The following is a 15,937-nucleotide window of genomic DNA, read 5'->3' on the forward strand; positions in this document are numbered from 1 at the left end:
CGAGGGCCTGGACTTGCTTCAGGCCGCGCTGGTCTGAGCGTTGATCGACGCGATTTCGACGCGAGCGCCGACACCCATCGTCGAGGACACGGCGACCTTGCGCAGGTAGATGCCCTTGCTCGATGCCGGCTTGGACTTGTTCAGCGCCTCGATCAGCGCGCGCAGGTTGCCTTCGAGCTTGTCGGTGTCGAACGAGCGACGGCCGAGCGTGCCGTGGATGATGCCGGCCTTGTCAACGCGGAACTGGACCTGGCCAGCCTTGGCGTTCTTGACGGCGGTGGCGACGTCCGGGGTCACGGTGCCGACCTTGGGGTTGGGCATCAGGCCGCGCGGGCCGAGGATCTGGCCCAGGGTACCGACGACACGCATCGTGTCCGGCGAGGCGATGACCACGTCGAAGGGCATGTCCCCCGCCTTGACGCGCTCGGCCAGGTCTTCCATGCCGACGACGTCGGCACCGGCGGCGCGGGCTTCATCAGCCTTGGCGCCTTGGGCGAAGACGGCGACGCGCTTGGTCTTGCCGGTGCCGTTGGGCATCACGACGGCACCACGCACGACCTGATCCGACTTCTTGGCATCGATGCCGAGTTGCACGGCCACGTCGATGGACTCATCGAACTTGGCCGAGGCCAGGCTCTTGACCAGGTCCAGGGCTTCCGTCAGGCCGTACAGCTTGGTCGATTCGACCTTGCCAGCCAGCGCCTTTTGCTTCTTGGTGAGCTTGGCCATGTCAGACCCCTTCCACGATGATGCCCATCGAGCGGGCGGAGCCGGCGATGGTCTTGACCGCGGCGTCCAGATTGGCTGCCGTCAGGTCCTTGGTCTTGATCGTTGCGATCTCTTCCAGCTGGGCGCGGGTCAGCTTGCCGACCTTGTCCAGATGGGGGCGCTGCGAGCCCTTCTCGATCTTGGCGGCCTTCTTCAGCAGCACGGTCGCCGGGGGCGACTTGATGACGAAGGTGAAGCTCTTGTCTGCGAACGCGGTGATGACCACCGGCAGCTTCATGCCCGGCTCGAAGCCGGCGCCCGAAGTCTGGGCGTTGAACGCCTTGCAGAATTCCATGATGTTCAGGCCACGCTGACCCAGCGCGGGACCGACCGGCGGCGAGGGGTTGGCCTTGCCTGCGGCGACTTGCAGCTTGATGAAGCCGACAATCTTCTTTGCCATGTTTTCTCCAATCAGCGCCCGGGCGGCAAGCCTGGGCACCTGAGTGCTAACGCATCGGACTCGGACCGAAGTCCTACCTTTGCTCCTCTTGTCCGCCTCTCGTTGCAGACTGATCACGGGCCGACGTTAGGGACGCCGGCCAAACCCGCGATTCTAGACCGTCAAACTTTGCCGTAGGTCCTTTGGGCCAGCGGCGAAGTTTGACGAACCTTTCGGCTCGTCAAACTTTCTCGACCTGCGCGAAGTCCAGCTCGACCGGCGTCGCACGACCGAAGATCGTGACCGACACCCGCACCTTGGACTTGTCGTAGTTGACTTCTTCGACCGACCCGTTGAAGTCCGTGAAGGGGCCTTCCTTGACGCGCACGACCTCGCCAACCGTCCACTCGACCTTGGGCCGGGGCTTCTCGACGCCCTCCTGCATCTGGTTGACGATCTTCATGACCTCGGCTTCCGAGATCGGGGCCGGGCGGTTCTTGGCGCCGCCGACGAAGCCGGTCACCTTGGAGGTGTGTTTGACCAGGTGCCAGGACTCGTCGTCCATCGACATCTCGACCAGCACATAGCCCGGGAAGAAGCGGCGCTCGGTGACGGCCTTCTTGCCGTTCTTGAGTTCGACGACTTCTTCGGTCGGCACCAGGATGCGGCCGAACTTGTCCTGCATGCCGGCGCGGTCGATGCGCTCGCGCAGGTTGCGCTCAACGGCCTTTTCCATGCCCGAATAGGCATGGACGACGTACCAGCGCTTGGGCAGGCCCGCCGGGGCTTCGGTCGTGACGACTTGTTCTTCAGACATTGGGATTCCTTGCCTCGGTGATCAGCGCTTCCAGCCCAGGATCAGGTCGTACAGCACCCATTCCAGCGTCTTGTCGGTGAGCCACAGGAACAGCGCCATCACGACAACAAAGGCAAACACGTAGCCGGTCATCTGGGTCGCTTCCTTGCGGGTCGGCCAGACCACCTTCTTCACCTCACGCACCGAATCGCGGCCGTAGGCGATCAGCGCCTTGCCGTGCTCGGACGTGAAGAAGGCCGCCACACCGGCAGCCAGCAGCACGATCAGCGAGGCCCACTGCACCAGCGGGCCTTGCTTGGACAGGCCGTAATAAGCCGCCAGCGCACCGATCAGCAGCAGCACCGCAACAGCCAGCTTGGCCTTATCGGCGCCGGTGGTCACGGTCTCGACTTGGGGAGGATTCGCCATCACTTCACTTTCACGCGCCGCGCTTGAGGCGGCTTTTCAGATGCCGCCGAGGCCTGAAGCCATCAGCAGCAAGGCCCGCCGAGATCACTCTCGCGGGCCGATGCTCTTGTTGCCAGGAAAACCAACCGTCGTGATCAGCGACTGTTGGCAGGGGCAGAGGGTCTCGAACCCCCAACCTTCGGTTTTGGAGACCGACGCTCTGCCAATTGAGCTATGCCCCTGTGGCCTTGAAAACTTACGCGAGGATCGTGGCGACGACGCCGGAGCCGACGGTGCGGCCACCTTCACGGATGGCGAACCGCAGGCCGGTTTCCATCGCGATCGGGGCGATCAGCTTCACGGTGATGCCGACGTTGTCGCCAGGCATGACCATTTCCTTGTCCTTGGGCAGCTCCACCGCACCGGTCACGTCCGTCGTGCGGAAGTAGAACTGGGGACGGTAGTTGTTGAAGAACGGCGTGTGGCGGCCGCCCTCTTCCTTGCTCAGAACGTAGATCTCAGCGGTGAAGTGGGTGTGGGGCTTGATGGTGCCGGGCTTGGCCAGCACTTGGCCGCGCTCGACGTCTTCGCGCTTGGTGCCGCGCAGCAGGATGCCGACGTTGTCGCCCGCTTGACCTTGGTCCAGCAGCTTGCGGAACATTTCGACGCCCGTGACCGTGGTCTTCTGGACTTCGCGGATGCCCACGATTTCGATTTCTTCGCCGACCTTGATGATGCCGCGCTCGACGCGACCGGTCACCACGGTGCCGCGGCCGGAGATGGAGAACACGTCTTCCACCGGCAGCAGGAAGGCGCCGTCAACGGCACGGTCCGGCTGGGGGATGTAGGTGTCCAGCGCATCGGCCAGGCGCATGATGGCCTGCTCGCCCAGGTCGCCCGTGTCGCCTTCCAGCGCCAGCTTGGCCGAACCCTTGATGATGGGGGTGTCGTCGCCGGGGAAGTCGTACTTGCTCAGCAGCTCGCGCACTTCCATTTCGACGAGCTCAAGCAGCTCGGCGTCGTCGACCATGTCGCACTTGTTCAGGAAGACGATGATGTACTTCACGCCGACCTGGCGAGCCAGCAGGATGTGCTCGCGGGTTTGCGGCATCGGGCCGTCAGCGGCCGAGCACACCAGGATCGCGCCGTCCATCTGGGCGGCACCGGTGATCATGTTCTTGACGTAGTCGGCGTGGCCGGGGCAGTCAACGTGCGCGTAGTGGCGGTTGGCCGTCTCGTACTCGACGTGCGCGGTGTTGATCGTGATGCCGCGGGCCTTTTCTTCCGGCGCTGCGTCGATCTGGTCGTAGGCCTTGGCCTCGCCGCCGAACTTCTTCGACAGAACCGTCGCGATCGCCGCCGTCAGCGTCGTCTTGCCGTGGTCAACGTGACCAATCGTGCCCACGTTCACGTGCGGCTTGGTCCGTTCAAACTTGCCTTTTGCCATCTTGCGCTCCTGAGGCGAACCCGTTGAAACGAGTAGAAAAAGAGAAAAGGTGTGGTGCCCATGACGCGGATCGAACGCGTGACCTCTCCCTTACCAAGGGAGTGCTCTACCACTGAGCCACATGGGCATCGGCACGGGTTTGGCGCCATGTCCATTGCTGAACCGCTGGCCGGCAAACCGGTGTCGACGTCTGCCGACCAAGCTCCGCTCGATGGAGCGGGAAACGGGAATCGAACCCGTGTCATTAGCTTGGAAGGCTAAGGTTCTACCATTGAACTACTCCCGCCCTGGGAGTCAAAACAAAGCTGCCTCGACTGAAAGTCTTGGTGGAGGAGGCTGGATTCGAACCAGCGTACGCAATGCGGGCAGATTTACAGTCTGCTGCCTTTAACCACTCGGCCACCCCTCCTGAGGCAAGCCCGCAACTATAGCACACGTCGAACGTGGCGCAACAGAGGCGCGGGAAGTTCATGCGCGGCCGCGTCGGCGGCTCGCGCCAGAGGCCACACACCCGGCGGCACAGGCCCGTCGGAGATGGCGCAAAAAGCACCCCCTCCCGCAAACCCCGCGCCGCGCGCTGCCGGCCGGCAGCCGACGACCACACCTCGTCGCCCATTTGCAACACCGGGCAGCCCGTCGAAAAGTCCAATTGCATACCAATTTTGCATGCGGATTTGATCCTCCCAGAGAGGGGCCGGCCGCATGGACGCATTCCTCCACGGCACCAGGGAAACTACTCAGCCTAGATTGGTACCAAAGTGGCGTTATCCATCGCTATAGTGGCATCGCACTGGTTGCACCATGTGCCCGAGGACAAGCGCAGCAGCAACCGGACTGAAGGTGGTATGCGTCCAGCACACAACGAACACCGCCGCCCCGATTTCATTGGCCACAACGAGGAACAGTACATGAAGGTCAAGCAGACCCCCATCTCGCAGGCGGTGTTCATCGCCTTGCTCGGCGCCGGTGGCGCCGCCATGGCACAGCAGCAGGCACCGGCTTCGCAGCAGCTGGAAACGGTCACCGTGACCGGCATCCGTGCGTCTCAGGAAAAGTCGCTCAGCGTCAAGCGCAACGCCGACACCCACATCGACGTCATCTCGGCCGAAGACATCGGCAAGATGCCTGACAAGAACGTGGCCGACTCGCTGGCGCGCATTCCCGGCGTCACCATCCTGAACAGCCCGTCGGGCGGCTCCGGTGGCTTCGACGAGCGTGACCGCGTGGGCCTGCGCGGCACCAACCCGAGCCTGACGCAGACGCTGCTGGACGGCCACTCGGTCGCCAACGGCGACTGGTTCGTGCTGGACCAGACCGGCGCCGGCGTGGGCCGCAGCGTCAGCTTCTCGCTGCTGCCGTCCGAACTGGTGAGCCGCGTCGAGGTACACAAGAACGCTTCGGCCTCCGACATCGAAGGCGGCACGGCTGGCGCGGTGAACATCATCACCCGCAAGCCGCTGGACTTCGCCAAAGCGCTGACCTTCGAGGCCAGCCTGGGCGCCGTCTACGCCGATCTGCCCAAGAAGACGGACCCGCAGCTGAGCGCCCTGCTCGCCTGGAAGAACGATTCCAAGACCTTCGGCGTGCTGGTGCAGGCCTTCGACGAAAAGCGCCACCTGCGTCGTGACGGCGTCGAGACCTTCGCACATGACGGCGCGATGTCGCTGACCCCCATCACCGCCGCCACCAACCCCGCGGCCGTCGCCGCCGGCATCCCTGCGGGCACGCTCTTTCCCAACCTGATGGGCTCGGCCCTGTTCACCCAGGAGCGCGAGCGCAAGGGCGGCGTCATCAGCGCGCAGATCAAGCCGACCAGCGATGTCGACGTGACGCTGACGGGCTTCTCGTCCAAGATGGATGCGGACAACTACAACCGCAACTACATGCTGTCCAACCAGTGGGCATTGAGCCGCAGCCCCGCGATCAGCAACGTCACGATCGATCCCGCGACCCACATCCTGACGTCGGCCAACTACACGTTCGCGACGCCCACGATCATCGGCGTCTACGACCTGATCTCGCGCAAGGCGTCGGCCGAAACCAACTTCATCAACCTGGAAGGCTCCTGGAAGGTCAACGAGGCGCTGAAGCTGTCGGGCAACGCGGGCACGTCCCACGGCAAGGGCAAGACCATCAGCCAGGACGTGTACGAAGGCGACATCACCGCGTCCAGCGGTGGCTTCCAGCTCAAGGGCAGCGGCGAGGCGCCCGCTTTCAACATCGGCAACGCCAACAATGCCGCGCTCAAACCGTCGGGCACGGACTGGATCTTCGGTGACCAGAACGTCGTCGTGCAGGACAAGGACACCTGGGCGCAGGTGGATGCCGAGTACACGCTGGACGCGGGCATGCTGCGCAGCCTGAAGTTCGGCCTGCGTGGCTCCAAGCACGATCGCTACACGGACGGCCCGATCGTCAATCAAGGGCCGAACTGGGGCACCGACCCCTTCGCCAACCCGCTCCCCGCCTCCGCCTATACCGAGTCCTACCCCGGCAACTTCGGCAGCGGCCTGGGCGGCGGCTTCCCCACCGGCATCACCTACCCGACGGCGGATGCGCTGGCGGCCTACAACGCGAAATACGCCAACCGCGACATCTCGCGCCGCATGGTGACGCACGAATACGCCGTGAAGGAAAAGACGTCGGCGGGCTACGTGCAGGGCAACCTGGAAGGCGAAGGCTGGAGCGGCAACGTGGGCCTGCGCCTCGTGCGCACCAAGTCCAGCACGCTGGTCTGGGTGCCGACCAGCGACAAGACGCTGCCGGGCTATGTGCCGTCCGCATTCGCGGCCGTCGGTCCGAACTGGACCGACCCCACGGGCTACTACCAGACCTACCATGACCGCTCCTACACGGACGCCCTGCCCAGCGCCAGCCTGCGCATCGATGTGACGCCGAAGGTCGTGGCCCGCCTGTCGCTGTCGCGAACGCTGACCCGGCCCGACTACACGGCCTTGTCGGCAGCCCAGCTACTGGGCGGCTATTCCGACCCGACCGGCAAGGCGGTGGGCACCGGCACCAGCGGCAATCCCGACCTCGACCCCATCCGCTCAACCAACTTCGACGCCAACATCGAGTGGTATTTCGCGCCGCGCGCCTTCGTGTCCATGGGTGCGTTCCACATGAACATCGGCAGCTACATCACGGACGGCGTCCAGCGCGTGATCGCCTCCACGGACGTCACCCCTGCCGGTGGCCAGCAAGGCTCGCCGACCAACCAGCGCGTCACGGCACCGTTCGATCTGACGACCCAGATCAACAAGAAGGCCAGCGTCACCGGTCTGGAGTTCGCGTTCGAGACGCCGGTGTTCAACAACTTCGGCATCGGCGCGAACTACACCTACGCCGATGCCCACGACGTGACCGGCCACGTGCTGCGCGGCGCGGTCAAGCATTCGGCCAACCTGAACGGCTTCTTCGAGAACGACCAGTTCTCGGCACGCCTGAACTACGGCTACAACTCGGACAACTTCCTGGGTCGTGACCGCGGCACCGACTATTACCAACGCGGTGTGGCCGTGCTGTCGGCCTCGGTGGGCTACAAGCTCAACGACAACTTCGCCGTCAGCCTGGATGCGCAGAACCTGAACGACCCGATCCTGAAGTACTACGGCGACTTCAAGTCCGAGCCGCGCGCCATCTACAAAAACGGCCGCCAGTTCTACCTGACCGCCCGCATCAAGTACTGATGCACGCCGGCCCTGCTGGAACCCTCGAGTTCCAGCAGCCGTGCCGTATCACCAGAATCGAAGGGGAGCGTGCAACACACGCTCCTTTTTTTCATTGCGAACGTCCATGACCGACACCGCCACCGTCTTCAACCAGCAGGTCGCCGCACGACCCGCCGCGGGCTCCACGGACGCGCCGCCGCCCGTGCAGCACGTCTGCATCGTCGGCGGCGGCACGGCGGGCTGGATGACGGCGCTGATGCTGGCGACGTCGGCGTATGGTTCGCGCCTGAAGGTGACGGTGCTGGAGTCGCCGCAGATCGGCATCATCGGCGTGGGCGAGGGTTCGACGCCGTGGCTGCGCGGCTTCTTCGATGGCCTGGGCATCGAGGAGTTCGAATGGATGCCGGCCTGCAATGCCACCTACAAGAGCGGCATCACCTTCCAGAACTGGTCGACCAAGCCTGGCTTCGAGCGCTACTTCCACCCGTTCGCGTCGATGCTGGACAACATGACCATGCATCAGTTCGTGGACAACGTGCATGAGCGGCTGGACGGCGCCGACGTGCACGCCCACCCCGACCGCTTCTTCGTGGCCGCGGCGCTCGCCCGTCAGGCCCGCGGGCCGCGCGCCCACCCCGACTTCCCGTTCGACGTCTGGTACGGCTATCACTTCGATGCCACCTTGCTGGGGCAATTCCTGGGCGCCAAGGCGGTGGCGCGCGGCGTGCAGCACCTGCAGCGGCACGTCACGCAGGTGTTGCTGAACGAGCGGGGCGACATCGACCGGCTGCAGCTCGACGATGGCGAAACCCTGGCGGCAGACTTGTTCGTCGACTGCACCGGCTTCACGTCCCTGCTGATCGGCAAGGCCTTGCAGACGCCGTTCATCACCTACGCAGAGAACTTGTTCAACGACTCGGCCATCGCGATGCCGACGCCGCTGGACGGGCCTATCGAATCGCAGACCGTCTCCACCGCGCTGCGCCACGGCTGGGCGTGGCAGATCCCGCTGACCAACCGCCGCGGCAACGGCTACGTCTACAGCAGCGCGCACTGCTCGGCAGACCAGGCAGAGACCGAGTTGCGCCAGCACCTGGGCTTGCTGGACTCAGCCGTGCCGGCGCGCCACCTGACGATGCGCGTGGGCCGCATGAGCAAGCAGTGGAATCGCAACTGCGTGGCCGTAGGCCTGTCGCAGGGCTTCATCGAGCCGTTGGAGGCGACCGCGCTGCTGTTCGTGCAGCGCACGGCCGCGATGCTGGTGGAGGTGCTGGAAAAAGGCGACCTCGGTCCCGCCGCGCAGGACGCCTTCAACGAGGCCATGCGCCAGCGCTTCGAGAACACGCGCGACTACATCGTGGCGCACTACAAGACCAACTCGCGCGCCGACACCGACTACTGGCGCGCCAACGCCGACAACATGAAGCTGTCGGCATCGCTGCAGGGCGTGCTGATGACGTGGATGTCGCGCAAGCCATTGGCTGCGGGCCTGAAGGCCGGCCGCTTCGGGCAGGGCTACCCCATCGTGTCCTGGTACGCGCTGCTGGCGGGCATGGGCATCTTTCCGGACGCGCAGGAGCTGCGGCCGCCGACGCCCCACCAGGCGCGCCACCGCTTGGACACGGTGGATGACTTCGTGGCGCGCAGCGCGCGCAACTTCCCCGATCACCGCGAGCTGCTCGCCAACATCCCGCCGCGCGTGGGCGACAAGACTTTGCAGCTCTACCTCTGGTAGCGAGTGCCAGCCCCTCTGCCGATGGCGGCACAGGTCAGCGCTTGAGTTGCGTTGCGAGGTCGTCACGAATCTGGGCATCGCGCGCCGCATCCACATCGCCGAACAGATGGCGCTGACCCTCGGGGATGTGCGCCAACTGCTCACCGCGCGCGCCGAACACGTAGTGCCCGAACAGCGCCCGCCAGCCTTCTCGTTCCCCGTCAGGCAAATGGCGAAGGGCCAGCATGGCCAGCCGCATCGCCGCCGGGTGCAGGTCGTCGGGGCGGCCCGGCGCAGCCTCCGGCCGCCACCAATAGTTCACCAGGATGTTCAGGTGCGGCGCCAACGCCTCGACCTGGTGGAACCACAGCGGCGGGATGTAGATCGCGTCACCCGGCTCCAGCTCGGCCACGTGCGCCTGCGCCAGCGCCTCGCTCACCCGCGGGAACTTCACGGCATCGGCGCGGTGCAGGTCGGGCACGACGGACATCGGCGCCGGCGTGGGCGCGTGGTCCGGTGGGCCGAGATAGAGCAGAGGCGCGCATTGCGGCGGCAGCAGCGTGAAGCGCCGCTTGCCGGCCGCCACGCAGGCGATGTTGTGCGAGTCGTCGAAATGGGCCGGCACCGTGGCGCGGTTGCCGATCCAGATGCGCGGCGCGACCTGCGCATCCAGCAGCGGACAGACGTTGGCCTGCGCCAGGCCAGGCAAAGCCTCGGACACCAGCGCGCTCTGCGCCGCCAGGCTGGGCGGGTCGGGAAAGTGGCTGTAGCGCCAGAGCTGCTCGAACAGCGCGGCGTAGGGCCGCTTGTCGCGCATGAAGTTGAAGCCGTCCAGCTCGGGCTTGTACGTGAAGGCGCGCACGGCATCGGGCTTGGCCAGCACGGCGTCCACCGGCGTGCCGGCATCGAAGCCCATCAGGTACTGCAGGCAGGGCTCCAGGCCCGCGCGGCCTTGCGCCACCAGCGGCCAGTGCGCCACCACGCCACGCATCACGACCGGCTCGTAGCCCGGCACCACCTCGCGCTCGAAACGCTCACGCGTGACGCCGGTCAGCTCCTTCATGGCTCGCATGCCGTCCCTCCTCAGCGCCGCCGCGCCAGCACGCCGTGCCAGGCCTGCGGGATGTGCGCGGCAGGCTCCTGCTCGCGCTGCACGACGTAGTGGTCGAACATCGCGGCCCACGCCTCGCGCTGCGCGGGCGGCAGCGCGTTCAGCACCTTCAGCGCCTGCATCAGCGCGGCCGCGGGCGTGGGCTGCTGCGCATCGCCAGACACCGGCCACCAGTAGTTCACCAGCAGGTTGACCTTCTCCAGCGCCTCGACCTGATGGAACCACAGCGGCGGGATGTAGAGCGCATCACCCGGCGCCAGCTCGACGACGCGGCGGGCGGCCAGCGCGGCACGGTAGCGCGGATAACGCTCGAAGTCCGGCGCGCCCGGGTGCACGACCGAGATCGGCGCGCCCGACGGCGTGTGCTCCAGCGGGCCGATGTAGAGGTTGCCGACCTGATCCGGCGCGAACAGCGTGAAGCGCCGCCGTCCGGCCACGACGCAGGCCAGGTTGTAGGGGTGGTCGTGGTGCACCGGCACCGTCAGTGCATTGCCCAGCCAGAAATTGGGCACCACGCCGGGCAGCGCGTGCAGCATGTTCTCGTCGCCAAAGCCCGGGATGACGTCGCTGACCTTGGCGCACTGCGCGGCAATGGACGGCGCGCCGTCGACCGGCAGGTAGGCCGCCAGGGTCGCCGTGAACTCCGGCAGCGTCATGCGCGCCTTGACGAAGGCGAAGCCGGTCAGCGTGTCGTTGTAGCCCATCACGCCGCGGGCCGCGGCACGCGTCTTGGTGGCCATGACCTCCACGCCGCGGTCGAAGCGGTGCAGGTAGTCGCAGATGGCCAGCGGCGCCGCACGCCCCGCTTGCACGGCCGGCCAGTGCGCAACCAGGCCCTTCAGCAGCACCGGTTCGGCACGCTGCTCAAGGCGCTGTTTCAGGGCCGGCTCATCGGCCGCCGGCCAGGTCTGGACCGGTTTCATCGCTGTCAGGGCTGCATGGCGTCCAGGATCTCGCCATTGTCCTGGCTCAGCTCCCACGCAAACACCCCGGCCAACCCCTGCTGCTTCGCGAACCTGACCTTGGCGCGCACGGCGCGCGGGTCGTCGTAGCCGACGAACTTCTCCGAGCCCACCATCGCCCAGGACTGGGTGGCCTTGTCGAACTGCGGCCTCATGCCCTGGGCCTTCAGTGCCGCGATGTCCTTGAACGCCACCGAGCCGTCCTCGTTCGGCCAGGGCTTGCCGTAGCGGCCGTCGGCCTTCACGCCGTCGAAGCCGCGGCCGTACATCGCCACGCCGGCCACCAGCTTGGCCGCCGGCACACCTTCGCGCTTCAGGTTGGCGACCGACGCGGCCAGGCTGTCGTCGCCGGCCGGCGTCGCGCTGCGCAGCGCCGTGTGGTTGACGGCCTTCTTCGTCCACGGGCCGGCGAAGTCATAGGTCATCATGAACACCAGGTCCAGCGACGGCGCCGCGCGGCCCATGGCCATGCGGGCGAGTTGCTCGCGCGTCGTCGCGATGGCGGTGGTCAGCGCATAGCGCTTGCCATTGGGTGCCATCTCGCGGCCCAGCGCGTCCAGGCCCGCGCGCAGGTCCTGCATCAGCAGCACGTAGTGCTCGGCATCGGCCGGGCTGCCCAGCGGCACGCCGTTGGCCGCGCCATTGGAGCCGGGGTGCTCCCAGTCGATGTCCAGGCCGTCGAAGCCGGGGTGGGCGCGCAGCCAGTCCAGCGCATGCCTCACAAACGCGGCGCGGCCCTGCGGCGTCGCCGCGAGATGGAAGAACGGGTCCGACCCGCCCCAGCCGCCCACCGAGGCCAGCACCTGCACCTTCGGATCGCGCACCTTCAGCCGCTCGAAGGCGGCCGAGAAGGTCTGCTGGTCCGCGTGCGGCGCGATGCTGAAGTTGGGCCGGCCCTCGCAGGCCTGCGCTTCCTGCGGCCGCTGGCCTGCGCCGCAGATCAGCAGGAAGGCGTAGAGCAGGTGCGTGACGCGGCCGGGCTTGAGCTGCTCGACGACGTCCACGCCGCGCTCAGCCAGGATGTAGGTGCCGACCACCGGCGGCGCCGCGTGGGCGGCGCAGGCGGCGGCGGCCAGCGCGAGGGCGGCAATCGTCTTCTTCATAGGTTGCATTCGCTGGTGAGGCCCGCGTCGGGCACGGTGTCGCGGCGCGCCACGCCCTGCTGGCGCAGCGCGGCCACGCGCGCCTGCATCGCGGCGGGGCTGAGCGTCCTGCCGGCCTCGTGCAGCACCCAGTCGATCTCGAAGGCATGCTCCCGCGGCTCGCCTTCCACGGCACCGGCGGCCAGCCAGTGGTTGAAGCTGATCGCCATCGGCTTGGCCGGCACGTTGCGCCCGGTGTGCTCGCCCATCAGCTGGCCGTTGACGTAGTGGCGCGTGCGGGTGGCCTCCACCTGCACGGTCAGCACCTGCCAGCCGTCGAACGAGCCCTGCCGGATGGACGCCTGGTTGAAGGACTGCCAGGGGGCTATGCGCACCGTCTGCCAGCTCACGCCATAGAGCCGCGTCTCGGGCTCGCCCCACCCGCCGTGCGGCAGGTACTCGAAGTCGACTTCGCTGAAGTCCGGGTCGTAGTCGTGCTTCAGCGGGCTGGCCAGGAAGAAGCTCTGGATGACGGGGTCGCGCGAGCCGGGCGTGTCGCGCAGGCGCACCCGCGCCGTCGTCGTGCCGACGAAGAACTTGCGCAGCGCGCAGAGCTGGGCGAGCGTCGTGTTGGCGGGCGTGCCGTCGGTAGACAGCTTGAGCTTGAGCAGGCCGCCGTCCAGCGACAGCTGCTGCGGCGCAAAGCGCGCGCCAGGCAAGCCGGGGTGGCCCGTGCCGTCGCGCAGCACCCAGCCGCTGGCGCGCAGCGCGTCGAGATCGGCCTGCGAGAAGTCGTCGAAGAATTCGCCACCGGCCGCGAACGCCGGCGCAGCGACGAACAGCAGCAGCAGCGCGGCCTTCATGCGGGCACCGGCTCGCCGGATGCGCTCGCGCGCGGCATGGGCACCCACAGCAGCAGCAGCAGCGCCGGCGCGCCGCACACCAGCGTCCACAGGAAGAAGTGCTGGTAGCCCATCGCGACCTGAATGTCGCCGCTGAGCGTCTTGCTGAGGATGAAGCCCAGCTGCATGACGCCGGAGCCCAGCGCGTAGTGGGCCGTCTGGTAGCGGCCCGGGGCCACGACCTGCATGATGTACAGGATCATGCCGACGAAGCCGAAGCCGTAGCCGAACATCTCCAGGCCCACGGCCGCGCCGATGCTCCAGATCGACGTCGGCAGCGCCAGGCTCAGTCCCCAGAACACCGCGTTGGGCACGGCCATCATCAGCACCAGCACCGGCATCGCCCGGCGCAGCGACAGCCAGGACGTGAAGTAGCCGCCCAGGATGGAGCCCACCAGGAAGGCCGCCGTGCCCACCGTGCCGTAGACGCCGCCGACCTGCTCGCTGGTCAGGCCCAAGCCGCCCTTGTCGCGCGCCTCGATCAGGAACAGCGGGCCGATGGTCTGCACCTGCCCCTCGGCGAGGCGGAAGATGACGATGAACAGCACCATCTTCCAGATGCCGGGCTTGCGCAGGAAATCGGCCACGATCTCGGCGAGCTTCACCGGCTCGCTCGACACACGCTGCGGGTTGGGCAGCGCCTTGGCGTTCCAGGCCGCCAGCAGCGCCAGCAGCACGGCCAGCAGCGCGAAGATCACCGACCACGCGTTGAACACGCCGATGCCGGCCTCCAGGTGGCCGGCCAGCACCATCAGGCCGCCCAGCGTCAGGAACTTGGACGCGTTGAAGAACGCCCCCTGCCAGCCGGCGTAGGCGGCCTGGCGCCTGGCGTCCAGCGCGCCCATGTACAGGCCATCGCAGGCGATGTCGTGCGTGGCCGACGCATAGGCCAGGAAGAACAGCACCGCCACGCTGAGCGCGAAGAAGTGGCTCGCCTGCAGCGCCAGCGCCAGCGCGCCCAGGCCCGCGGCGCCGCTGAACTGCATGGCGACGACCACCGCCTTCTTGCTGCGCGCCAGCTCGATCAGCGGGCTCCACAGCGGCTTGAACGCCCAGGCCAGGCCGATCAGGCCGGTCCAGCGCGCGATCTGGTCGTTGGCCACGCCCATCTGCTTGAACATCAAGCCGGCGATCAGCATGACGACGAAGAACTGCAGCCCCTGCACGAAGTAGAGGCTGGGAATCCAGCGCATCGGGTTGGCCGGCTTCGCGTCCATCAGTTCAGTCCTTGGGGCGCACGGCCGGTGGCCTCGCTGCGGCCTTCGAGCCACGACTTGAGTCCGTCGAGCGCACCCGGCGCGAATCCCCACGTCAGCACCGTCGGCCCGGCCACGTCCAGCGCCTGGTACGGGTTCCACAGCGCAATGTGCAGGTCAGGCCGCCAACCCTGCGCGGCGGGGCCGTAGCGGGCCCGGCGCGTGGACACCAGCACGTTGGCACGGCCGTCCTGCGGCACCGTGGACCAGTCGAGCTGGGCGATGTCGTCCACCATCTGCACCTGGGCGTCCGTGAACGCGTCGAACAAGGCCACCGCCTGGCGGCCCTTCGGGCCGGCCTCCGAGACCATGTCGGTGGGCACGTCGCCCTGCACGATGACGCGGATGGGGGCGTCGAGTGCGGGTGGCGTGGCGCCACGCAGCGCGGTGAGCCCGGCAGCCCATGCCTCGGCCATCAGCGCATGGTCGGCGGCACGCGCGGCGGCGTCGTCCACGGCGCGGGCCGGATAGGCGGCGGCGAGCTTGTCCAGCCGCGCGCAGGCGTTCTCGCCCTGCGCCCGCGTCAGCCGGCCGTCGGCGAACGCGTCGCGCAGCGCGTGGATCGCCACGAGCTGTTCTTCCTTGGAGCCCTGCGCCAGCACCATGTCGGCGCCCGCGGCGATGGCCATGACGGCGGAGCGTGCATAGCCGAAGCGTTCGGCCACGGCCTTCATCATCAACGCGTCGGTGATGACGACGCCGTCGTAGCCCAGGTCCCGGCGCAGGATGCCGCCCAGCAGCGCCCGGCTCAGCGTGGCCGGCCGGTCCGGGTCGATCTGCGGGTAGACGATGTGCGCCGTCATCATGGCGGGCGCCTCGCCGGCCAGCGCCTTGAACGGGCGCAGCTCCAGCGCGTCCAGCTCGGCGCGCGACTTGTCCACCGTGGGCAGCGCGTGGTGCGAATCGACATGCGTGTCGCCATGGCCGGGGAAGTGCTTCACGCAGCAGGCCACGCCTTCGGCCAGCGAGCCCTGCATCCAGGCCCGCGCCAGGCGCGTGACCTCGTCGGGGTCGCTGGAGAAGCTGCGCTCGCCGATGACCGGGTTGGCCGGGTTGTTGTTGACGTCCAGCACCGGCGCGAAGTTCCAGTTGATGCCCAGCGACTTGAGCCCGCGCGCCACCGCTGCACCCACCGCTTCGGCGCGCGCCGCGTCGCCGCCGGCGCCCAGCGCCATCGCCGAAGGCGGCTGCGGCAGGAACGTGGCGCGCACGACGGCGCCGCCCTCCTGGTCGATGCCGATCAGCGCCTCGGGGCCTAGCACGGCGATGAGGTCGCGCACTAGCGTGCGCACCTCGTCCTCGGTGCCGAGGTTCTTGCGGAACAGGCAGACGGAGCGGATCTTCTGCTCGCGCAGGAACTTCGCCGTCTGCGCATCGAGAGACTGGCCGGGGATGTCGACCATCACGAGACGGCCGGGATCGAAGGTGCTCATGGCGGTCC

General features: G+C 67.3%; 13 protein-coding genes and 4 tRNA genes. 2 read left to right on the plus strand and 15 right to left on the minus strand.

What is annotated here, in order from left to right:
* Positions 1-18: 18 nt before the first annotated feature.
* From rplA to ACO07H_RS00340, 9 genes are all read right to left on the minus strand, one after another.
* Entirely contained in the window at positions 19-729 is a 711-nt protein-coding gene (gene rplA / locus ACO07H_RS00300; RefSeq protein ID WP_422009935.1) for a 50S ribosomal protein L1, read from the minus strand.
* 1 nt (position 730) lies between these two features.
* On the minus strand, positions 731-1,168 hold the full coding sequence (rplK, locus tag ACO07H_RS00305) for a 50S ribosomal protein L11 (RefSeq protein ID WP_422009937.1): 438 nt from the start codon (positions 1,166-1,168) through the stop codon (positions 731-733).
* 220 nt (positions 1,169-1,388) lie between these two features.
* Positions 1,389-1,964 (minus strand): transcription termination/antitermination protein NusG, encoded by a 576-nt coding sequence (nusG, locus tag ACO07H_RS00310; protein ID WP_422009939.1) that lies wholly within the window; start codon positions 1,962-1,964, stop codon positions 1,389-1,391.
* A gap of 21 nt (positions 1,965-1,985) precedes the next feature.
* Positions 1,986-2,372, minus strand: coding sequence for a preprotein translocase subunit SecE (secE, locus tag ACO07H_RS00315; protein WP_422009941.1), 387 nt, complete (start codon positions 2,370-2,372; stop codon positions 1,986-1,988).
* A 145-nt stretch (positions 2,373-2,517) separates the two neighbouring features.
* A tRNA-Trp gene (locus tag ACO07H_RS00320) sits at positions 2,518-2,593 on the minus strand.
* A gap of 14 nt (positions 2,594-2,607) precedes the next feature.
* Complete coding sequence (gene tuf / locus ACO07H_RS00325) at positions 2,608-3,798, minus strand: elongation factor Tu (protein ID WP_025564238.1); 1,191 nt, start codon at positions 3,796-3,798, stop codon at positions 2,608-2,610.
* Between the two features lie 52 nt (positions 3,799-3,850).
* Positions 3,851-3,925 (minus strand) — tRNA-Thr (locus ACO07H_RS00330).
* An 85-nt stretch (positions 3,926-4,010) separates the two neighbouring features.
* Positions 4,011-4,084, minus strand: a tRNA-Gly gene (locus ACO07H_RS00335).
* A 38-nt stretch (positions 4,085-4,122) separates the two neighbouring features.
* Positions 4,123-4,207: transfer RNA gene (locus ACO07H_RS00340), tRNA-Tyr, on the minus strand.
* Between the two features lie 436 nt (positions 4,208-4,643).
* On the opposite strand from ACO07H_RS00340, the gene ACO07H_RS00345 reads away from it, so the two are divergent.
* Both ACO07H_RS00345 and ACO07H_RS00350 read left to right on the plus strand, forming a co-directional pair.
* A complete protein-coding gene (locus ACO07H_RS00345; protein WP_422009943.1) occupies positions 4,644-7,487 on the plus strand; it encodes a TonB-dependent receptor in 2,844 nt (947 codons plus the stop codon).
* A gap of 106 nt (positions 7,488-7,593) precedes the next feature.
* Positions 7,594-9,204, plus strand: coding sequence for a tryptophan halogenase family protein (locus ACO07H_RS00350; RefSeq protein WP_422009945.1), 1,611 nt, complete (start codon positions 7,594-7,596; stop codon positions 9,202-9,204).
* A 34-nt stretch (positions 9,205-9,238) separates the two neighbouring features.
* On the opposite strand, the gene ACO07H_RS00355 is transcribed toward ACO07H_RS00350, so the two are convergent.
* The 6 genes from ACO07H_RS00355 to nagZ are packed head-to-tail and all read right to left on the minus strand — an operon-like array spanning position 9,239 to position 15,929.
* The gene (locus tag ACO07H_RS00355; RefSeq protein ID WP_422009947.1) at positions 9,239-10,255 is read right to left on the minus strand and encodes a cupin-like domain-containing protein; all 1,017 of its coding nucleotides are present in this window, start codon (positions 10,253-10,255) and stop codon (positions 9,239-9,241) included.
* A gap of 11 nt (positions 10,256-10,266) precedes the next feature.
* A complete protein-coding gene (locus ACO07H_RS00360; protein ID WP_422009949.1) occupies positions 10,267-11,217 on the minus strand; it encodes a cupin-like domain-containing protein in 951 nt (316 codons plus the stop codon).
* A 5-nt stretch (positions 11,218-11,222) separates the two neighbouring features.
* Entirely contained in the window at positions 11,223-12,359 is a 1,137-nt protein-coding gene (locus ACO07H_RS00365) for a glycoside hydrolase family 18 protein (RefSeq protein WP_422009951.1), read from the minus strand.
* Positions 12,356-13,201 carry a glycoside hydrolase family 16 protein gene (locus tag ACO07H_RS00370; protein ID WP_422009953.1) on the minus strand — a complete coding sequence of 282 codons (846 nt, stop codon included), beginning with the start codon at positions 13,199-13,201 and terminating at the stop codon, positions 12,356-12,358. Before ACO07H_RS00370 ends, ACO07H_RS00365 begins: the two co-directional genes overlap by 4 nt.
* Positions 13,198-14,457 (minus strand): MFS transporter, encoded by a 1,260-nt coding sequence (locus ACO07H_RS00375; protein ID WP_422009955.1) that lies wholly within the window; start codon positions 14,455-14,457, stop codon positions 13,198-13,200. The genes ACO07H_RS00370 and ACO07H_RS00375 overlap by 4 nt, the downstream gene beginning before the upstream one ends.
* Positions 14,457-15,929 (minus strand): beta-N-acetylhexosaminidase, encoded by a 1,473-nt coding sequence (nagZ, locus tag ACO07H_RS00380; RefSeq protein WP_422009957.1) that lies wholly within the window; start codon positions 15,927-15,929, stop codon positions 14,457-14,459. Before nagZ ends, ACO07H_RS00375 begins: the two co-directional genes overlap by 1 nt.
* Between the last annotated feature and the right edge of the window lie 8 nt (positions 15,930-15,937).

The sequence above is a fragment of the Roseateles sp. genome (genome assembly GCF_965229315.1).
In the GTDB taxonomy this organism is placed as follows: domain Bacteria; phylum Pseudomonadota; class Gammaproteobacteria; order Burkholderiales; family Burkholderiaceae_C; genus Pelomonas.

Bases quoted from the DNA above. Each gene is read 5' to 3' on its own strand.
- rplA (WP_422009935.1), bottom strand. From the start codon at position 729: ATGGCCAAGCTCACCAAGAAGCAAAAGGCGCTGGCTGGCAAGGTCGAA.
- rplK (WP_422009937.1), bottom strand. From the start codon at position 1,168: ATGGCAAAGAAGATTGTCGGCTTCATCAAGCTGCAAGTCGCCGCAGGC.
- nusG (WP_422009939.1), bottom strand. From the start codon at position 1,964: ATGTCTGAAGAACAAGTCGTCACGACCGAAGCCCCGGCGGGCCTGCCC.
- secE (WP_422009941.1), bottom strand. From the start codon at position 2,372: ATGGCGAATCCTCCCCAAGTCGAGACCGTGACCACCGGCGCCGATAAG.
- tuf (WP_025564238.1), bottom strand. From the start codon at position 3,798: ATGGCAAAAGGCAAGTTTGAACGGACCAAGCCGCACGTGAACGTGGGC.
- ACO07H_RS00345 (WP_422009943.1), top strand. From the start codon at position 4,644: ATGCGTCCAGCACACAACGAACACCGCCGCCCCGATTTCATTGGCCAC.
- ACO07H_RS00350 (WP_422009945.1), top strand. From the start codon at position 7,594: ATGACCGACACCGCCACCGTCTTCAACCAGCAGGTCGCCGCACGACCC.
- ACO07H_RS00355 (WP_422009947.1), bottom strand. From the start codon at position 10,255: ATGCGAGCCATGAAGGAGCTGACCGGCGTCACGCGTGAGCGTTTCGAG.
- ACO07H_RS00360 (WP_422009949.1), bottom strand. From the start codon at position 11,217: ATGAAACCGGTCCAGACCTGGCCGGCGGCCGATGAGCCGGCCCTGAAA.
- ACO07H_RS00365 (WP_422009951.1), bottom strand. From the start codon at position 12,359: ATGAAGAAGACGATTGCCGCCCTCGCGCTGGCCGCCGCCGCCTGCGCC.
- ACO07H_RS00370 (WP_422009953.1), bottom strand. From the start codon at position 13,201: ATGAAGGCCGCGCTGCTGCTGCTGTTCGTCGCTGCGCCGGCGTTCGCG.
- ACO07H_RS00375 (WP_422009955.1), bottom strand. From the start codon at position 14,457: ATGGACGCGAAGCCGGCCAACCCGATGCGCTGGATTCCCAGCCTCTAC.
- nagZ (WP_422009957.1), bottom strand. From the start codon at position 15,929: ATGAGCACCTTCGATCCCGGCCGTCTCGTGATGGTCGACATCCCCGGC.